Source organism: Longispora urticae (assembly GCF_053902585.1).
The window spans coordinates 1-18,727 of the sequence record NZ_JAQZSH010000019.1; the positions used below are offsets into that span (position 1 = coordinate 1).

Here is an 18,727-nt window from a genome sequence, read left to right on the forward strand (position 1 = left end):
GGTTGGCGGCGTCGTTGAGGATGTCGCCGGCCTTGAGGTCGGCGCGGGGGATCTCGTAGGAGATGGCGGAGAGGTTGCCGGTCCAGTGGTGTGAGCCGGTGTGCCAGGCCATGTCGACGTATCCGGAGCAGTCGCGGCGGTAGTCGCGGTCGCCGGTGGGGCCGGGGGAGAACTCGGACTGGCTGTACGGGCCGGGCTGGTGGTCGACCCAGTACTGGGCCCGTTCGATCACCTCGGACCGGGTGATGTACCCGTCGATGCCGGAGGTGAACGCCGCCTGGGCCGGGGCGACCGCGGCGATCAGGGAACCGGCGGTGACGGCCGTGACGGCGAGCGTGCTGACGGCACGGCGGAGCAGGGTGGTACTCATCAGAGAGGTGTCCTTAGGGGAGAGGGATTCAGGAGGTGCAGCCGGCGAGGTTCGCCGCGAGGTGGTCGGGGACGTAGCCGGCGCAGAAGCCGGAGGACCCGAGATTGAGGGGACGCCAGGACCTGCTGGCGGCGTCGTAGCCGAAGACGATCCGGGACGGCTGGTGCTGCCCGTCGGGGACCGTCGCGGCCACGGCGAACTTCTCGTGACACGACACGTCGTGCAGTGCCGCGGGGCTCGCGGCCCGGGTGTAGATGTCGCTGCCCTTGGCCTTCAGTGCCGCCAACAACACGTCCGGGGTCGCGGGGCAGCCGATGTCGGTCACCCCCGACTGTGGAGCCGGGCTCGTGGTGGCCGTGGTGGCCGTGGTGGCCGTCGGCGCGGGGCTGGCGGTCGCGGCCGGGTTACCGGCGACGGAGACGGTGGGCACCGGCACCGCACCGGCCGTGGGCTTGTCCGCGACGCCGCAGGCGGTCAGCGTGAACGCGATTCCGACGCCGACGATGATGGCTGCTTTCCTCACGTTCCGAATACCTTCATAACAGACTCCACCCGTGTGTGTAATAAATGGTTTTTGGAAGTTCCGCTCCGATGTGGCGCGTTCTTCCGATGTGGTGAACTCTGCCAGCGGTTCCGGGTGGAGTCACTACCGCGGAGCTGGCACCAACGTGCACGGCATCTTGGTGTCAGAAAGCGCTTTGCCCGGTTGACCCTTGATTACCCCGGTCGACCCGCCCGCAATGAGGACCTATATGGCGATGTGACACCAGGACGGAAGTCGCACAGGGGCGGGGAGCACTCGGCATCCGGCGCGGCCAGTGTCTTGTCAGGATCGAGGGCCGTCGCTACGCTCCATTGGTTAGGTAGCCTACCTATCTAACGCCGCCCCTCAGGAGGCATCGTGGACTCCCCCTCGAAACACCCCACCACCCGCGCCCGGCTGCGGCTCCCCCTCGCCGCCGCGGTCGCCGTGGTCCTCGCCGGGACCGGCATCGTCGCCGGCTCCCCCACCCGTGCCGACGCGCACCCCTCCGCCGTGCTCGCGGTCCCCTCCGCCCCCGGCAGCAGTACCGCGATCCCCGGTTTCCTGCTCCAGTCCTCGGCGAAGACGTCGGGCACCGGGGCGCAGATCTCCCAGCCCGGGTACGACACCGCCGGCTGGTACCCCGTGAGCGCCCGGTCGACAGTGCTCGCCGGGCTGCTGCAGAACAACAAGTACCCGGATCCGTTCTTCTCGACGAACATGAAGAACATCCCGACGGCGGACTTCCAGGTGCCCTGGTGGTACCGGGCCGACCTGACCGTCACCGACACGTCCACGCGCACCTACGTGGACCTGTCGGGCGTGCTGTCCCGGGCCGACATCTTCGTCAACGGCACCCAGGTGGCCACCAGCACCCAGGTGGTGGGCGCGTACACCCAGCACGAGTTCGACCTGACCGCGCTGGTGCGGGCCGGGACGAACAGCGTCGCGATCCGGGTGTACCCGAACGACCCCAACAAGGACCTGTCCATGGGCTGGATCGACTGGGCCCAGACCCCGCCGGACAAGAACATGGGCATCGTCCGCGACGTGCGGGTACACCGGGGCGGACCGGTCGCGCTGCGCGGCGGGCACGTCGTCACCACCCTCGACGCGGGGCTGACCCGGGCCGACCTGACCGTGAAGGCCGAGGTGCGCAACGACTCCAACGCCGCCGTGAGTACGACCGTGGCCGGGAACGTCGCGGGCACGGCGGTGACCCAGACAGTGGCGCTCAACGCGCACGAGACGAAGACGGTCACGTTCGGGCAGGTCACGGTGAACAACCCGGGGCTGTGGTGGCCGGCCGGGATGGGCGCGCAGACCCTCAACGACCTGAACCTGACGGCGAGCGTCGGGGGCGCGGTCTCCGACACGTACCAGGAGAAGTTCGGTATCCGCGAGGTCAAGGCGCCGCTGGACGCCAGTGGGCACCGGCGCTACAGCGTCAACGGGAAGCCGATCCTGATCAAGGGCGGCGGCTGGTCCCCGGACCTGTTCCTGCGCTGGGACGCGGGCGCCGCCGAGGACAAGCTGCGCTACGTGCTCGACCTCGGGCTGAACACGGTGCGCCTGGAAGGGCACATCGAGCCGGACGAGTTCTTCGCCATGACCGACCGGATGGGCATCCTGACCCTGCCGGGCTGGGAGTGTTGCGACAAGTGGGAGGGCGAGGTCAACGGCGGCGAGCCGGGCGACAAGTGGACGGCCGCCGACTACGTGACCGCGAAGCTGTCCATGACCGCCGAGGCGCGTCGGCTGCGCGACCACCCGAGCGTCATCTCGTTCCTGATCGGCAGCGACTTCGCCCCGTCGGCGACGATCGAGAAGAACTACGTGGACGCCCTCACCGCCGCCGACTGGCCGACCCCGATCGTGGCGGCGGCGGCCGAGCGGTCCGCGCCGATCACGGGCGCGTCCGGGATGAAGATGCCCGGGCCGTACGACTGGGTGCCGCCGGGCTACTGGTACAACAAGCGCGAGGGCGGGGCCTTCGGGTTCGCCTCGGAGACCAGCGCGGGGCCGGACGTGCCGACCCTGGACACGCTGCGCCGGATGATGACGTCCGCCGAGCTGGACACGCTGTGGAAGAACTACAACGCGACGCAGTACCACCGGTCGCAGTCGGCCACCTTCGGCACGCTGAAGATCTTCGACAACGCGATCACCGGCCGGTACGGGGCGCCGACCAGCCTCGACGACTACGTGCGCAAGGCGCAGCTCGCCCAGTACGAGAACACCAGGGCGCAGTTCGAGTCGTTCGGGCGCAACTTCACCGACGCCTCCAACCCGTCGACGGGCGTCATCTACTGGATGCTCAACAGCCCGTGGACGTCCCTGCACTGGCAGCTGTTCGACTACTACATGGACCAGGGCGGCTCGTACTACGGGGCCAAGAAGGCCGGGGAGCCGCTGCACGTGCAGTACTCCTATGACAACCGGCAGGTCGTGGTGGTCAACTCCCAGCCGGGGGCCGCGGCGGGGCTGACCGTGAAGGTGGACCTGTTCAACCCGGACGGCACGAACAAGTTCTCCCAGACGGCGACCGGCCTGAGCGCCCCCGGTGGCGGCGGGAAGGCGACCGCGCTGACCGTGCCGGCGTCGGTCACGGGGCTGTCGAGCACCTACCTGGCCCGGTTGCTGCTGACCGACGCCAGCGGGCGCGAGGTCAGCCGCAACGTGTACTGGCTGTCCACGAAGGACGACGTGATCGACTGGTCCAAGAACGACTGGTACTACGTCCCCACCAGCTCCTACGCCGACCTCAAGGGTCTCAACGGCATGGCGCAGGCGCCGGTGTCGGCGACCGCGTCGTCGGTGGCCAGCGGGGCGGACACGGTCACGTCGGTGACGCTCAGGAACACCGGGACGGCGAAGACCCCCGCGTTCTACCTCGACGCGCACCTGGTCGGGGCGGGCGGCAAGCCGGTGCTGCCGGTGCGCTGGTCGGACAACGCGGTGAGCCTGTGGCCGGGCGAGCAGGTGACGCTGACGGCGACCTACCGGACGGCCGATCTGCAGGGGGCCGCGCCGAAGGTCCGGGTGTCCGGCTGGAACAGCGCGACCCAGACGGTACCGGCGGGCGGCGGTTCCACCGTGGTCCGGGCCGAGGCGGAGGACGCCGCGCTGTCCCAGGCCACGGTCGCCAGCAACCATCTCGGCTACTCCGGTACCGGGTTCGTGGACTACACGAACATCGTCGGCGGCTCCGTGACCTGGACCGTCCCGGCCGGCACCACCACCCTCACCCTGCGCTACGCCAACGGGACGGCCGTCAACCGGCCGATGGACATCACCGTCAACGGGACGGTGGTCGCCAGCGGCGTGGCCTTCAACGGCACCGGCTCGTGGGACACCTGGACCACGGTCACCCTGACCGTGCCGGCGACCACCGGCACCAGCACCGTGCGCGCGACCGCGACCACGGCCAACGGCGGTCCGAACGTGGACTTCCTCGAAACCTCCTGACCCCCCGCACATTTCTGGAGTACTAGATGGACAACTGGTCACGGCGCACCGTCCTGAGCACGATCGGGCTCACGGGCGTCGGCGCGGCACTCGCCGCCTGCGGCGCGTCCTCGGGATCGGCCGAGGGCACCCTGAACGTGCTGTTCATGCAGCAGGCCGGGTACTCCGAGGCGGACATCTCGGGGATGACCGCGCAGTTCGAGAAGGACAACCCGAAGATCAAGATCAACAAGACCTTCGTGGCGTACGAGGCGCTCCGGGACAAGATCGTCGCGTCCGCCCCGGCCGGTACCTTCGACGTGGTCCTCATCGACGTGATCTGGCCCCCCGAGTTCGCGGAGAAGAAGCTCCTGGCCGACCTCACCCCCCGGGTGCCGGCCGAGTGGAAGACCCAGATGCTCGAAGGGGCGCTGTCCACGGCCGTGTACAAGGACAAGTTCTACGGCGTGCCGTGGATCCTGGACGCCAAGTACCTGTACTCCAACACCGAGCACCTCACCCGCGCCGGGCTCGCCCCGACCGCGCCGGCCACCTGGGCCGGCGTGGTCGAGGCGGCCCGCGCGATCAAGGCCAAGGGGGTCGTGAAGTACCCCCTGATCTGGAGCTGGAAGCAGACCGAGGCCGTGATCTGCGACTACACCCAGCTGCTCGGCGCCTTCGGGGGCACGTTCCTCGACGCCGCCGGCAAGCCCGCCTTCAACACCGGCGGCGGGGTCAAGGCCCTGCAGTTCATGAAGTCCACCCTCGACGAGGGGCTGAGCAACCCGGCCTCCCTGGAGAGCCTGGAGGACGACGTCGCCAAGGCGTTCCCCAACGGCGACGCCTCCTTCGTCCTGAACTGGACCTTCATGTGGGCCAAGACCCAGGACGAGAAGGAGAGCAAGGTCAAGGGCAAGGTGACCATCGGGCAGACCCCGGCCGGCGACGGCGGGAAGCGGCCCGGGTGCAACGGGTCCATGGCGCTGTCCGTGCCGGCGACCAGCAAGAAGCAGGACGACGCCTGGAAGTACATCCAGCACCTGACGAGCGCGGCGGTCCAGGAGCAGTACGCCAAGAGCTCCCTGCCGGTGTGGAAGGCCTCCTACACTCGCGATTCCGTGGTGGCCACCAGCCCGGAGACCGTCGCGGCGGCGAAGGCCGAGCTCGACTCGCTCATCCTGCGGCCCGGCGTGAACCACTACAACGCCGTGTCCCAGATCCTCCAGGGCGAGATCCACAACGCCCTGCTGGGCCGCAAGCCCGTCCAGAAGGCCCTGGACGACGCGGCGGCGGCGGCCGCGAGCGAGCTCACGTGACCGACCAGCTCAACCGTGTCGCCCCGCCCCGGGAGCAGGAGACGCCCACGCGTCCCGCGCGCCCGGGGCGGGGCGAGGCGCGCTTCGCGCTCTTCCTCCTGCTCCCGGCCGCGTTCGTCGTCTTCGGCGTCGTCGTGTACCCGGTCGTGCGCACCCTCGTCATGTCCGTCCTGGACGTCGACGGCCCGCTCGACGACAGCACCCCGTTCGTGGGCGTGTCCAACTACGGCGAGGCGCTCGCCGACCCGGGGTTCTGGCGCGCCGTGTGGCAGACCTCGTACTTCTCCCTGACCTCGATCTTCTTCGAGGTCGTGTTCGGGGTGGGCATCGCGCTGCTGCTCAACGCGCCGCTGCGCGCCCGGTGGCTGTTCCGGGCCATCGTGATCGTGCCGTGGGCGCTGCCGACGATCGTGTCGGGGGCCATGTGGCGGTACATCTTCTCCGGGCAGTACGGGGCGCTCAACGCGCTGCTGACCCAGGTCGGGCTGATGGACGAGTACCAGTCGTGGCTCGGGGCGGACCCGTTCCTCGCCCTGAACATGGTCATCGCCGCCGACGTCTGGAAGAACACCTCCCTGGTGGCGTTCCTGCTGCTCGCGGGCCTGCAGAACATCCCGTCCGACCTGTACGAGGCCGCCCGGATCGACGGGGCCGGCCCGATCCGGTCGTTCTTCTCGATCACCGTGCCGATGCTGGTACCGAGCATCGTGATCGTCCTCGTCCTGCGCACCATCGACACGGTGCGCATCTTCGACATCGTCTACATCATCACCGGGGGCGGGCCCGCGAGCGGGACGCAGACGGTGGCGTTCTACACCTACGTCCGGGCGTTCTCCGACCAGCGGCTCGGCTACGGTTCGGCGCTGTCGTACCTGGTCACGGCCGTGGTGCTGGTGCTGTCCATCGTCTACCTGCGGACGCTGCGCAAGAGGGGGGCACTCCTGTGAGGTACAAGATCTTCATCCACGCCGCCGCCGCGTTCGTGTCCGTGGTGTTCCTCGCCCCGCTGGCCTGGCTGGTCATCGCCAGCGTGTCCGAGCTCCGGGACCTGCTCGCCCGGCCGCTGCGTTGGCTCCCCGCACACCCGACCTGGTCGCGGTACGACGCCATCGCCCACTCCGGCGGTTCGGACGTGGCCGGCATGTTCCGGCAGTCCATGGGCAACAGCGTCGTCGTCGCGCTCGGCACGGTCGCGGTGTCCATGGTCGTCGGGGTGCTCGGCGGCTACGCGCTGGCCCGGCTGCGGTTCCGGTTCCGGCGGAGCACGATGGTGGCGTTCCTGATCGCGTACATGCTGCCCCCGATCGCGCTGCTCATCCCCCTGTACCTGGTGCTCACCCAGTTGCAGCTCCTCGACAGCAAACTCGGCCTGATCGTCGTGTACACCTCGTTCACCACGCCCTTCGTGCTCTGGATCATGACGAACCAGTTCCTGGCGCTGCCCGTCGAACTGGAGGAGGCCGCCCGGGTCGACGGGTGCAGCCGGCTCGGCGCCCTGGTCAGGGTCGTCCTCCCCGTCGCCCGGCCCGGCCTGTTCGCGACGATGATGTTCACGTTCCTGATGTCCTGGGACGAGTTCCTCTACGCCCTGATCTTCACGGCCACCCCCGACGCGAAGACCGTGCCGGTCGCGATCGCCGAGTTCACCGGCCGCTACAGCGCCGACTTCGGGCTCGTCGCGGCCGGCGGCGTCCTCGCCACCCTGCCCCCGGTCCTGCTCGCCCTGGCCTTCCAGCGGTACGTGGTCGACGGGCTGGCGGCGGCGTCCGTGAAGGGCTGAGACACTTGGTGTCCACACTCCGTTACCACTCGCGAAGGCGGCAAGATGGCTAGGGTCTCTGGCTCGTCCCGGCTCCTCGGAGCCATCAACGAGTCCGCCGCGCTCGCGCACCTGCTCGACAGCGGTCCCCTGACCCGGGCCGACCTGCGCGCGCTCATCGGCCTGTCCAAGCCGTCCACCTCCGAGGTGCTCCGCCGGCTCCAGGACGCCGGGCTGGCCCTGACCGTCGGGCGCACCCAGAGTGGCGGGCCGGGCCCGACCGCCGAGATCTACGCGGCCAACCCCGAGGCCGGGTACGCCGCCGCCGTGTCCGTCCGCAAGGCCTCCACCGTCGCCGCCGCCGTCTGCGACCTGACCGGCGCCCCCCGCGGCCGGATCGAGGTCGCGGTCGACTTCGCGGCCACCGACCCCGTCGCCGCCGTGACCGGCGCGGTCGAGGAGGTGTGCCGGCGCGCCGGGCTGCGGGTCGACCAGCTCGACCACGTCCAGATCGCCATCCCCGGGTCCTACGACGAGCGGACCGACGTCGTCCGGCACATCCACGTGCCCGGGTGGGAGCGGCCGGGGCTGCTCGGGGAGGTCCGCCGGGAGTACCGGTCCTCGCACGTCGACAACGACGTCAACCTGGCGGCCGTGGCCGAGCGGCACCGGGGAGTGGCCTCCGCCGATCCCGCCGCCGGGTTCGCGATGCTGTGGCTCGGGGAGGGGGTCGGGTTGGCGATCGACCTCGGGGGGACGTTGCTGCGCGGGGCTCGGCAGGGGGCCGGGGAGATCGGGTACATGCCGGTCGGGTTGCCCGGGGCCGCCCGGCGGCCGGACTTCGAGGAGCTGGTCGGGGGGCCGGCCGTGCTGGGGCTGGCGGCGCAGTACGGGTTCGTCGCCGGGACCGCGCACGAGGTGGTCGGGATGGCGGTGGCCGGGATTCCGGGGGCGGCCGGCGGCACGGATCCGGGCGGGGACTCCGAGGCCGCGCGGGGACGGGCGTTCATCGGGGTACTGGCCGAGCGGATCGCCGTCGGGCTCGCCGCTGTCGTGGCGGTCCTCGACCCGCCCCTGGTGGTCCTCGCCGGGGACGTGTCGCAGGCCGGCGCCGACCCGCTGCGCGCTGCGGTCGAGGCGGCGCTGGGCGAACTCGGCGAGCTGCGGACGCCGATCGCGGTGACCGGGGTGGACGACGACGCGGTGCTGTTCGGGGCGCTGGAGGCGTCGCTGTCGGCCGTGCGCGAGGCACTGTTCGCCCGCCTGGGCCGCCCGGTGTTCTAGCCGCACACCCCGCCGCCACAGCCGGGTCCACTGTGGTCAAACGGCCGATGTCGGATCCGCCCCGGCTGTCGTTAGCGTGGACCGGTGCGTACGCCCGGCAACCGACTCGGCATCGACTTCGGCACCTCCAACACCGTCGCCATGCTCGCCGACGGGGACGGGGTCGCACGGCCCCTGTTCGTCGACGGGTCCCCGGTGCTGCCGTCCGCGGTGTGGGCGGATCCCGATGGCGCGCTGCTGGTCGGCCACGACGCGCTGTACGCCGGCCGCACCCGCCCCGAGGCCCTCGAGCCCAACCCCAAACAGCGCATCGACCACGGTACGGTGCTGCTCGGCGACCGGACCGTACCCGTCGTGGACCTCATCGCCGCCGTGCTCGGCCGGGTCCGTGCCGAGGCGGGCCCCTTGTCCGGCCGGGTGGTGCTGACCTGCCCCGTGTCCTGGGCCGCGCGCCGCCGGGGCATCCTGACCGCCGCCGCCTCGGCCGCCGGGCTCGGCGACGTCCGGCTGGTGACCGAGCCGGTGGCCGCCTCCGCGTTCTTCGTCGCCGGCCGGGCCGCCCTCGCCGTCGGCGCCCACGCCCTCGTGTACGACCTGGGCGCCGGCACGTTCGACGCCTCCGTGGTCCGCCGGACCGCCGACTCGTTCGAGGTGCTGGCCAACTCCGGGCTGCCCGACGCGGGCGGGCTCGACGTGGACGCCGCGATCGTGGCGCACCTGGGTGCCGGATACGCCGGCCGTGACGCGGACCGGTGGCGGCGGTTGGTCGAGCCGGCCACGTCCGAGGAACACAGGGCGAACCGCCAGTTCCACACGGACGTGCGTACCGGCAAGGAGATGTTGTCCCGGTCCTCGGGCACGACGATCCCGGTGCCACTGTTCGGCACCGACGCCCCACTCGGCCGCGAGCAGCTCGAACGCCTCGCCCGCCCGGTCTTCGAGCGCACCGTGGCCGCCACCCGGGCCGCGATCCTCGACGCAGGCCTGCTTCCCGCCGACCTGGCCGGGTTGTACCTGATCGGCGGGGCGAGCCGCACGCCGCTGGTGGCGACCCTGCTGCACACGGCGTTGGGCGTAGCCCCGGTGGTGGTCGAACAGCCGGAACTGGCCACGGTCGAGGGCGCGTTGCTGTACACCGGCCCGGGGGTGCGAACGTCGCTGCTGGCGGCGGGCGCGCTCCTTCCCGCCGAGGCCCGGCCGGACCGGCACGCCGGGTCCTCAGGGGGTCCGCGGGCCGTCGACAGCCCGGGAGGCCGGTCACCTTCAGAGGCCCGGCCGGGCTCCGGTGCAGGTGCCCCGGACGCTACCGCCGACCCTGCCGGAACCCCTGAGACCGGTGGCGCTCCGGGTAGGGAACGTCCACGTCCGGGAGGCGGGCGGAAGCCACCATCTCCTGTCGGCGACGAGGCCGCCACCGGTCCGGCGGATGGTGCGACTGACACGGGGCAGGCCGCCCGTCGTGCGGCGGGTGGTGCGGCTGACACGGGGCAGGCCGCCCGTCGTGCGGCGGGTGGTGCGGCTGACACGGGGCAGGCCGCCCGTGGTGCGGCGCCGCGCCGGAGCGCCCAGGGGGTCCGCGACGCCGCGTCGACCGACCACGCGCCCGCCCCGGCCGAGGTGCCGGAGGATCCCACCCGGGCCGGACCACCCGTCGCAGGCCCGACACCTCCGAAGACTCCGCGACGGGTACCCGCCCCGGCATCGCAGGGCGTCCCGGAACGGGGTGCGGCACAGCTCGGGGCGGCTGTCGGGCCGACGGCGCCGCCGCGCGCGGGGGCGCCCGACGCGAATCTCCCCGAAACGCGGAACACTGCGGCCCCGCTGCCCCCCGTCGGACCTCCCGCAGCGGGCCCGAACACCCTCGGCCCTTCCGGGGACCCGGGTCCGCACGCCGCACCGCCCCCCACCGGTTCCGGCGGCGAGAACGGGGCCCCGCCCGGCGCCGCCGTGCGCCCGGTCGTGCCCGTGGGAACCGGACCTCACCCGGTCGCCGACCCGCCGGTCCCGCCCGCGGGCTGGCGGCGTCGCCTCGCCGTACTCTCCACCGCCGCCACCGTGCTGGTCCTGACCATGGTCACCGGTCTGGCTGCGAGCGACCCCCGATCCGCCCCGGAGCGCGGCGCCGACGGCACGGGGCTGCCGGCGACCGTGGTGGACCGTACTTCCGGCCCGTCGACCCCGGGTCCGACCCCGACCCTCGGCGACCAGGCCACGGCGACCGCCGACACCGCTGCCCCCACCTCCCCCACGGACGTCGGGCCCGGCGACGGCGGGGTGGGACGGACCACCGCGCCACGGCAGACGGCGCAGCAGCCCCAACCCCAGCCGAACCCGCCCGCACCGGCACCGAGGGTGACCTCGTTCACGATCGACACGATCCAGGCCACGCCGTTCCGGTACACGGGGGCGTGTCCGAAGGCGGTGAGCGTGGACGTGTACGTCCAGGTGATTCCGAGTAGCTACCCGATCACGATCACGTACACGCTGTACTCGCCGAACATGAAGACGTTCACTCCGCGCACCGTCACCCTGACAGGGCCGGGGTATCCGCTCGCGTGGCCGACGTTCACGCTGACCGCCAGCGCCTCCGGGGACTACGCCTACCCGCTGGAGGCACGCCTGACCTCGCCCAACGGGATGTCGACCGGATACGGCAGCGTGAACTACAAGGTCACCTGCGTGTAGGACGCGACGCGACGACCGCTCCCGTCCGCCGCGGGCCCGACGCCACGACCGCGCCGTCGGGCGGGCGCCGGAGGGCTTCCGTATCCGCCCTCCGGCGGGGACCATGGTCTGGCGTACCGGACACCGTCACGAACGGGTGGACACGATGCTCAGACTCCTGCGGTTCCTCGCGCTGCTCGTCCCGGCGTTCGCGCTCGCCGTCGTCACGGGTGGCTCCGCCCCGGCCTTCGCGGTGGCACTGCTCGCCGTGACCTGGATCTGCCTGCGGCTGGACGGCGGGGCGCCGCCGTTCCGGTGGAAGCAGCTCGGGCTCGGGTTCGCCGCCGGGGTGCTGCTGTTCTCCCTGATCGCGGTCGTGCGGGCCGCGGCGGTCGGGGCCAGCTGGGAGTTCCGGCCCTCCCCCGCGGCGGTGTTCGGCGGGCTCGCGTTCATGCTCTGCTCGGTGCTGTTCGAGGAACTTCTCTTCCGGGGGTACCTGCTGGACCGCCTGGCCGCTCTCGGCGGACCGGTACTGGCCGTGGTGGTGACGAGCGCCCTGTTCGGGGCGTACCACGTGATCGGCCGGCCGTACTGGGGCATCGGCGCGGTGTTCGCGTTCGCCATGCCGGCCCTGGGCGGGGTGCTCTTCGCGTACGCCCAGCTCAGCAGCCGTGGGCTCGCCCTGCCGATCGGGCTGCACTGGGGCGGCAACTGGGCCACGGTGAGCCTGTTCGGCTGGGGTGGCGGGGGCGCGCTGTGGACGACGGAGGTCAGCCCCGCCCAGGCCCACGCCCTGACCGCCCCCGACCTGCTGCCCCACCTGCCGTACCTGGCGGCGCTCGGGGTGCTGGCCCTCGTCGTCCGCTACGGCCGGCCCCGCGGCGACGCGCACTGACCGGACGCGGGCCGCGCCGACCCGGCGCCGCCGGGCCGGAGTGCAGGGACGGCGGCGCGGCCGGTGCGCGGTGGGCAGTGCCTCCGGTGACCGGTCACCGCTCACCGTAACCCTCTGATGCCGTTGATCTGGTTCTGTTCCGGGGAGGGTCGGCGCCCTCCCCGGAACCGGGCGCCGTTCACCACCCGCACGCGGCGGCTTCCGCGGCGCGCTTCGTCAGGACGCGGCCCACGGCACCTGCGGCGAGCGGTAGTAGGTGACCCCCGCGGCCTTCCACCGGGGGCCCTGCGCGCCGAGCCGCACCTTGAACGCGTTCCAGTCGTGGGTGGACCACGGCGACCAGCCCAGTTCGGCGAGGGCGGCCAGCCGGGGGAACGCCATGTACTCGACGTCGCGCTGCGAGGCCAGGGTCTCCGTCCAGATCGGGGCCTCGATGCCGTACACCGCCGAGGAGCTGACGCCGCTGAGGAAGGCGCCCGGGTTCCAGTTGTAGGACGTCCTCACCTCGATCAGTCCGGCCCAGTCCTGGCCGAGCGGCGTGGACGACGTGTACTTCATGTCCAGGTACGCCTTGCTCGCCGGCGACATGATGAGCTTCGTGCCCGCCTTCGTGGCCGCCGCGACCTTGGCGTGACTGGTCTCGGTCCCCCAGTACTGCGCCACGGTCGTCGGCAGCGGGGTCGCGTTCACCACGTCGTGCCAGCCGAGCACGGTCTTGCCGCGCGCCTGGGCGATGGCCTGCACCCGGTTGACGAACTTCGTGTAGTCCGCCGGGGTGGTGGAGGTGGCCTCGTCGCCGCCGAGGTGCAGGTACGGGCCGGGGGTCAGCGCCGCCAGTTCCGCCACGACGTCCTCGACGAACCGGTAGGTCAGCTCCTTGTTCACGCACAGCGAACTGAACCCGACCTCGACCCCGGTGTACAGCGGCGGGGCCTTGCCGTCGCAGTTGAGTTCCGCGTACGACGCGAGCGCCGCGTTGGTGTGCCCGGGCATGTCCACCTCGGGGACGACCGTGATGTGCCGGGCGGCCGCGTAGCCGACGATGGCGGTGTAGTCGGCCTGGGTGTAGTAGCCGCCGGGGCCGCCGCCGACCTGGGTGCTGCCCCCGTACGTGGCCAGGCGGGGCCAGGAGTTGATGACGAGCCGCCAGCCCTGGTCGTCGGTCAGGTGCAGGTGCAGATAGTTGATCTTGTATCGGGCGACCTCGTCGATGTACCTCTTGACGTCGGCGACCGGGCGGAAGTGCCGGGCGACGTCGAGCATCGCACCCCGGTAGGCGTAGCGCGGGTGGTCCACGACGTGCCCGCCGGCCACCGGCCACGGTCCGGGCTGGGCGGTCGGGCTCTCGACCTTCGCCGGGAGGAGCTGGCGGAGGGTCTGCACGCCCTGGAACAGGCCTGCGGCGGTCCTGGCCCGCAGCACGACCTTCGAGGAGGAGACGTCGAGCTGGTAGCCCTCGGGGTTCGGGTCCGTGCCGGTGAGGAGCAGGGAGATCCCGGTGCCGGGGCCCGGCTGGACCGGGAGGGGGTAGCCGGTGGCGGGGCGCAGGACGCCGGCCAGGTAGTTCGCGACGCCGTCGGCGCCGGGGTCGGCGTAGATCCGGGTGCCGGCGGTGAGGGCGTAGTCGGCGCCGGTGGCGGGTTGGACGGTCACCGGGACCGGGACGAGGGTCGACATCCGACCGGCGGCGGCGCTGGCGGCGTGGGGCCGGGTGCCGTCCGCGTCCGAGGCCAGGGCGCCGGCGGCGTCCCACGGCTGGGTGGGCGCGGTGTTGCGGCCGTGGACCAGGCCGGGTGCGGATGCCGGTGCCGGAGCGGGGCCGGTCGGGCCGGCGAGGGCTGGGCTTGCCGCGCCGGACACGACGACCAACGCCGCGACCAGGGCGAACAGGGTTCTGGATCTCATGACGATCCTCCCGAGGGGGTGAGGTGACGCCATCGAGCGTATTGGATAGGAAGGCTTCCTGATAGATCTCCCGGGCAGGTTGTCCCGCGCCGATCGGAGGCCCGGACCGCACCGACCTCGGCACCGTCGACCTGCCCGACTGGGGCGGCTCCCCCGTCGGCGTGGCCGTGTTCGGGCTGCCGGTGTTCTTCGACGACGCTACCCTGCGCCGCGCCCTGGTCGACCTGCACGCGGCGGTGCCGGCCGGCAGCCACCTGGCCTTCGACTTCGACAGCCGGCTGCTCACCGACCATCCGCAGGTCCTGGCCATGATGGGCGAGCCGTTCCACATGCGCGAGCCGGCGGAGTTCGCGGCGCTGCTCGGGCCGTGGACGCTCACCGCCGAGGGGATCCTGCCGGCGGCCGCGTGGGGCCTGGCCGACGGGGAGACCCCGGCGGACGTCCCGACGAACTTCTACGGCGGCCTGGCCAGAGCCTGAAGACCCTCATCCGGGTACGGTGCCCCGCTGCCACCGCACCGTCTTCGACCTGTGAGCGTCAGGCGTCGAGCGGCGAGTAGACGGCCGGGCGGCGGGGGTCGTCCACCCGGACCACGAGGTCGGCGAACCCGGTCGGGCCGACCTCCTCCTCGTACCGGGCGAACGCCGGCAGCGTCCAGCGGGCCCCCTCCGGCGTGCGCCGCGCCAGCGCCCCCGGTGACAGCCACAGGTGCACGGCCAGGTCGAAGGACAACCCCTGGCCGAGCAGCAGCGCGCCGTCGACCAGGACGACGCCGCCGGGGGCGAGAACCTCGTAGGGGGTACGCGTCGCGCGGTCCGCCGCCGCGTCCCACAACGCCCGGACCACCCGGCCGGTGCCGCCCTCGGCGAGCGGGTCGAGCACCTCGCGGTTCAGGCCCTTGGTGTCCAGCCAGTCCTGGTAGTAGGAGTCGGGGTCGGTGCGGCCGAACTCGTAGCGCAGCGACGCCGGGCGGAGGAAGTCCGTCGCCGACACCCGCAGCGTCGGCCGGCCGAGGGCGCGGAGCGGGTCGACCAGGTCGGCGGCGAGCCGGTCCGGGTACGCGGCCGGCGCGCCGTCGAGGGCGACCCGGACCCAGCGGTCGGGCGGGGCGGCGGCGATCCGGGCCGCCAGCTCGGTGACGAGGAGTTCCGGGGTGACCGCTCGAATCCGCACACCCCCATCATGCCCGCCGGGGACGCGGGCCGACGGCTGGCGCCCGGGTCTCCCGGTGCGCATCGGAGTGCGGGGCTGGCGGTCGGGTGGGCGGGGCCGCGTACCCGTCGAAGGGGTGGGTCGGCGGTTAGGGTTGCGGGATGTGCACAGTGTTCCTCGACCTCGACCGCAGTCGGACGTGGCCGGTGCTGCTCGCCGGGATCCGCGACGAGTTCGCCGACCGGCCCTGGTCGCCGCCCGCCGCGCACTGGCCGGGCCTCGGGGCGCACGTGCTGGGCGGGATCGACCGGGTGGCCGGCGGGACGTGGCTCGCCGTGGACACCGACGGGCCGGTCGTCGCCGTGGTGCTCAACCAGATCCCGACGGACCGGGACGCGACGGTCACGGCCTCCCGGGGCGCGCTGCCCCTGGCGGCGCTGGGCACGCTGGACCTCGACCCGGAGCCGTACGCGGGCTTCCACCTGCTGCGGTGCACCCTCGACTCGGCGGTGCTGCTGAGCTGGGACGGCGTGACCCTCGACCGGGTGCGGCTCGCCGAGGGCCGGCACATCGTCACCTCGCTCGGCGTCGACAACCCGGCGCATCCGCGGGTCGGGTACGCGATGGCCGGCTTCGACGTAGTGCCGCCACCCGCGCCGGAGCCGGGGCTGTCCCCCGCCGACGCCTGGGGCGGGTGGCTGGGGATGCTCGGCGGCGGCGGGTTGCCCGGGGACGACGACCGGGCGCTGCTGGTGGACCGGTCGTTCGGCGGGCGGCGGTACGCGACGAGTTCCGGGTCGCTGGTGGGGCTGCGGGCGGACGGGGCCGTGCGGTACGACTTCACGGCCGAGCCCCGCGACCGGAGCGGTTGGCGGCCGGTCGCGCTGCCGGAGAGCTGACCCGGCCGGCGTCAGGGGCTCTTGGCGTACTCGTCCCAGGGCACGTCCCACGCCGTCCAGCCGTTGCCGGGCTTCACCTGGCGCTCGGTCCCCTTGATCACCACGGGGTCGCCGATCATGGTGAAGCCGAACACCCACTCGGCATCCGCCCAGGAGACGTTGACGCAGCCGTGGGACACGTTGCGCACGCCCTGGTCGCCCTCGGACCACGGGGCGGCGTGGATGAACTCGCCGCTCCAGGTCAGGCGCTGGGCGTAGCGGATCTCCGAGCGGTACCCGTCGGGGGAGTTCGCCGGGACGCCGTAGGTGGACGAGTCGAAGATGGTCTTCTCGAGTTTGTCCATCACGACGAGGCTGCCGCTCGACGACGGGGTGGACGTCTTGCCCAGGCTGACCTTCATGGTCTTCACGACCTGGCCGTCCTTCTTGGCGACCATCTGCTTGGTGGCGTTGTCGACCTCGAGGATCCGGCTGGACGCGTCGATGCTGACGGTGGCGGAGCGCTCCTGGTCCCCGTACTTCCCGTTGCCGAGCGGGTGGCCGTCGAGCCCCGTGCGGACGGTGAGCTTGGTGCCGGGCTTCCAGTACTCCTTGGGGCGGTAGAGGACCTGGTTGCCACCGAACCAGTGCCACGCGCCGAGCTGCGGCGGGTCGCTCGTGACGAACAGGCGGCGCGCGACGGCGGCCCGGTCGGCCTCGGGGACCTGGAAGTCCACGAACTCGACGACGACGGGCATGGCGACGCCGTAGGTGCCGCCGGTGAACAGGTACATCCCGGTGCCGACCCGGCTGCCGGGGCGGGCCATCGTGGTGAAGGCCGTGGTGCGGGTCTCGGTCTTCCCGTCGTCCCCGGTGGCCGTGACCGTCGCCGTGTACGACGCCCCGGGGGCCAGCGGCTTGGCCGGGACCCAGGCGGTGCCGTCGGGACGGAGCGCGCCCTCGACCTTCTTGCCGCCGGTGACCAGGTCGACGGTGGTGACCTTGCCGCCCGTGACCGCGGTGCCGAGCTCGGTGGAGATCGGCAGGTTCCTGGCGTCGGCGGCCGGGGTGAGGGCGAAGGTGAACGGCTCCTTCTTCACCGGGCTGCCCGACGGCGAGGGGGCGGCCGTCGTCGCGGTGGACTTGCCGGGCTCGTCGGCGGAACCACAGGCGGTCGCGGTGAGGACCGCCGCGAGGGCCAGGGTGAGGGTCAGGGGGAGGAATACGGATCGCCGCGTCACGGCGACCATCGTGCCCGATGCCCGCCACTCCGGCCAAACTCCGCTCACGGTCGGTGTCCGGAGCGCCGTCCATGCGTCCGGCGGGCCGTGCGGCAACGTCCCAGCGCGACGGGTTGGTGACAGTTGCGCCGCGGGGGCCGGCGGGAGGCGGTATCTGTTCGACGTGGCCCTCACGTCAGGAGACCCGATGTCCACTCCCGATGACGAATCCCCGTCCCGCCCCGCCGCGCCGGCGCCCACCGCGTTGCCCGTCGTCCGTCTGGTGGTGATCGCCGCCCTCGCGGCGGTCCTGATGGTCGTGATCCTGTACGCCACGACCATCATCTCGATCCCGAACATGCCCGAGATCCTCACCCGTACCGGCCAGGTCGTCTCCGTCGTCGCCGCGATCGTGGCGATCGGCGGCGCGTCCATCGCCACGTTCGTCAGGAACTCGGCGCTGACCAGCTTCGTCCGTACCCGTCGGGGAAAGCGGCTGGCCTGGGTCGCCGGGTTGTGCGTCGTGGCCGTCGTGGCCGCCAGCGTGCTCGCCTGGCGTCCCCGGACGACCACCCCGCCCGTGGTCCAGCCGACCGCGGGCCATCCCCGGCCCACGGCGCCCACCACGGCACCGGCCCCTTCCCCCACCCCGGACGCTCCGCCCCCGACCACCCCTCCCGTCACCGAGCCGCCTCCCGTACCCGTGCCCACCCCGGTCGGCGGCGGCGGGCGGCCCTCACCCGGCACGCCCAACCCCTACCGGCCCTCGCACGCCACGCTCGTTCTCAACGACCCGATGACGTCGGGTTCCCGCTGGCAGAATCTCAGCGACAACACCGGTACCTGTCCCGTGCGCGGGGACGGTCTGCACGCGACGGCCACGAACAAGTACCACGAGTGCTACAACAACACCTCGGCCACCGACTACACCTACGAGGTGCAGTTCTCCTTCGGCACGGCGAGGGCCGCCGGCCTGTTCTTCCGCCAGAGCGGACCCGGTAGCTGGTACCTGGTGGAGATCGGGCGCAGCGGACACGTCTGGCTCGGCAAGGGGGTCGCCGGCAACCCGGAACCCGACCTCGCGGAGGCGTACCTGTCGGCGCCGGACCCCGGCACATTCCACACCCTGGCTGTCGTCGCCCATGGCACCAGCCTCACCGTCCACCTCGACGGCGGGAAGGTCCTGGCCGCCACCGACCCGACGTTCAGCCGTGGCAGCATCGGCGTGTTCACCGACGGGGGCCGGGCACCCGACGGCGTCGACCCCGTCGCCGAGAGCGTGTTCCGCAACGCCAGGGTCTGGACGCCGTGACC

The 18,727-nt window shown here is 72.4% G+C and carries 14 protein-coding genes and 1 pseudogene; 10 read left to right on the forward strand and 5 right to left on the reverse strand.

Going from position 1 to position 18,727, the window contains the following annotated elements:
- Both PT931_RS09450 and PT931_RS09455 read right to left on the reverse strand, forming a co-directional pair.
- Window positions 1–370, reverse strand: a pseudogene (locus tag PT931_RS09450) (hypothetical protein); the annotation flags it as partial.
- A gap of 28 nt (window positions 371–398) precedes the next feature.
- A complete protein-coding gene (locus PT931_RS09455) occupies window positions 399–893 on the reverse strand; it encodes a hypothetical protein (RefSeq protein WP_456245325.1) in 495 nt (164 codons plus the stop codon).
- A 378-nt stretch (window positions 894–1,271) separates the two neighbouring features.
- Here PT931_RS09455 and PT931_RS09460 point away from each other — a divergent pair, with 378 nt between their 5' ends.
- The 7 genes from PT931_RS09460 to PT931_RS09490 all read left to right on the forward strand — a co-directional run bounded on the left by PT931_RS09460 (window position 1,272) and on the right by PT931_RS09490 (window position 12,258).
- A complete protein-coding gene (locus PT931_RS09460; protein ID WP_456245326.1) occupies window positions 1,272–4,361 on the forward strand; it encodes a glycosyl hydrolase 2 galactose-binding domain-containing protein in 3,090 nt (1,029 codons plus the stop codon).
- A gap of 26 nt (window positions 4,362–4,387) precedes the next feature.
- On the forward strand, window positions 4,388–5,656 hold the full coding sequence (locus PT931_RS09465) for an extracellular solute-binding protein (RefSeq protein WP_456245327.1): 1,269 nt from the start codon (window positions 4,388–4,390) through the stop codon (window positions 5,654–5,656).
- Window positions 5,653–6,603: a carbohydrate ABC transporter permease gene (locus tag PT931_RS09470; protein WP_456245328.1), complete on the forward strand. Its 951-nt coding sequence runs from the start codon at window positions 5,653–5,655 to the stop codon at window positions 6,601–6,603. The genes PT931_RS09465 and PT931_RS09470 overlap by 4 nt, the downstream gene beginning before the upstream one ends.
- On the forward strand, window positions 6,600–7,436 hold the full coding sequence (locus tag PT931_RS09475) for a carbohydrate ABC transporter permease (protein ID WP_456245329.1): 837 nt from the start codon (window positions 6,600–6,602) through the stop codon (window positions 7,434–7,436). Before PT931_RS09470 ends, PT931_RS09475 begins: the two co-directional genes overlap by 4 nt.
- Before the next feature lie 45 nt (window positions 7,437–7,481).
- The gene (locus tag PT931_RS09480; protein WP_456245330.1) at window positions 7,482–8,699 is read left to right on the forward strand and encodes an ROK family transcriptional regulator; all 1,218 of its coding nucleotides are present in this window, start codon (window positions 7,482–7,484) and stop codon (window positions 8,697–8,699) included.
- Window positions 8,700–8,783: 84 nt separating this feature from the next.
- The gene (locus PT931_RS09485) at window positions 8,784–11,384 is read left to right on the forward strand and encodes an Hsp70 family protein (RefSeq protein WP_456245331.1); all 2,601 of its coding nucleotides are present in this window, start codon (window positions 8,784–8,786) and stop codon (window positions 11,382–11,384) included.
- Window positions 11,385–11,529: 145 nt separating this feature from the next.
- On the forward strand, window positions 11,530–12,258 hold the full coding sequence (locus PT931_RS09490; protein ID WP_456245332.1) for a CPBP family intramembrane glutamic endopeptidase: 729 nt from the start codon (window positions 11,530–11,532) through the stop codon (window positions 12,256–12,258).
- A gap of 216 nt (window positions 12,259–12,474) precedes the next feature.
- On the opposite strand, the gene PT931_RS09495 is transcribed toward PT931_RS09490, so the two are convergent.
- The gene (locus tag PT931_RS09495; RefSeq protein ID WP_456245333.1) at window positions 12,475–14,163 is read right to left on the reverse strand and encodes a beta-N-acetylhexosaminidase; all 1,689 of its coding nucleotides are present in this window, start codon (window positions 14,161–14,163) and stop codon (window positions 12,475–12,477) included.
- 161 nt (window positions 14,164–14,324) lie between these two features.
- Here PT931_RS09495 and PT931_RS09500 point away from each other — a divergent pair, with 161 nt between their 5' ends.
- Window positions 14,325–14,642, forward strand: coding sequence for a hypothetical protein (locus PT931_RS09500; RefSeq protein WP_456245334.1), 318 nt, complete (start codon window positions 14,325–14,327; stop codon window positions 14,640–14,642).
- Between the two features lie 58 nt (window positions 14,643–14,700).
- Here PT931_RS09500 and PT931_RS09505 read toward each other — a convergent pair whose 3' ends face one another.
- A complete protein-coding gene (locus tag PT931_RS09505; RefSeq protein WP_456245335.1) occupies window positions 14,701–15,336 on the reverse strand; it encodes a uridine kinase in 636 nt (211 codons plus the stop codon).
- Between the two features lie 140 nt (window positions 15,337–15,476).
- Between PT931_RS09505 and PT931_RS09510 the strand changes: the two genes are divergently transcribed.
- Window positions 15,477–16,214, forward strand: a complete 738-nt coding sequence (locus PT931_RS09510; RefSeq protein ID WP_456245336.1) for an NRDE family protein — start codon at window positions 15,477–15,479, stop codon at window positions 16,212–16,214.
- 11 nt (window positions 16,215–16,225) lie between these two features.
- On the opposite strand, the gene PT931_RS09515 is transcribed toward PT931_RS09510, so the two are convergent.
- Window positions 16,226–17,443 (reverse strand): Ig-like domain-containing protein, encoded by a 1,218-nt coding sequence (locus PT931_RS09515; protein WP_456245462.1) that lies wholly within the window; start codon window positions 17,441–17,443, stop codon window positions 16,226–16,228.
- A gap of 178 nt (window positions 17,444–17,621) precedes the next feature.
- On the opposite strand from PT931_RS09515, the gene PT931_RS09520 reads away from it, so the two are divergent.
- Complete coding sequence (locus tag PT931_RS09520) at window positions 17,622–18,725, forward strand: family 16 glycoside hydrolase (RefSeq protein ID WP_456245337.1); 1,104 nt, start codon at window positions 17,622–17,624, stop codon at window positions 18,723–18,725.
- Window positions 18,726–18,727: the final 2 nt, after the last annotated feature.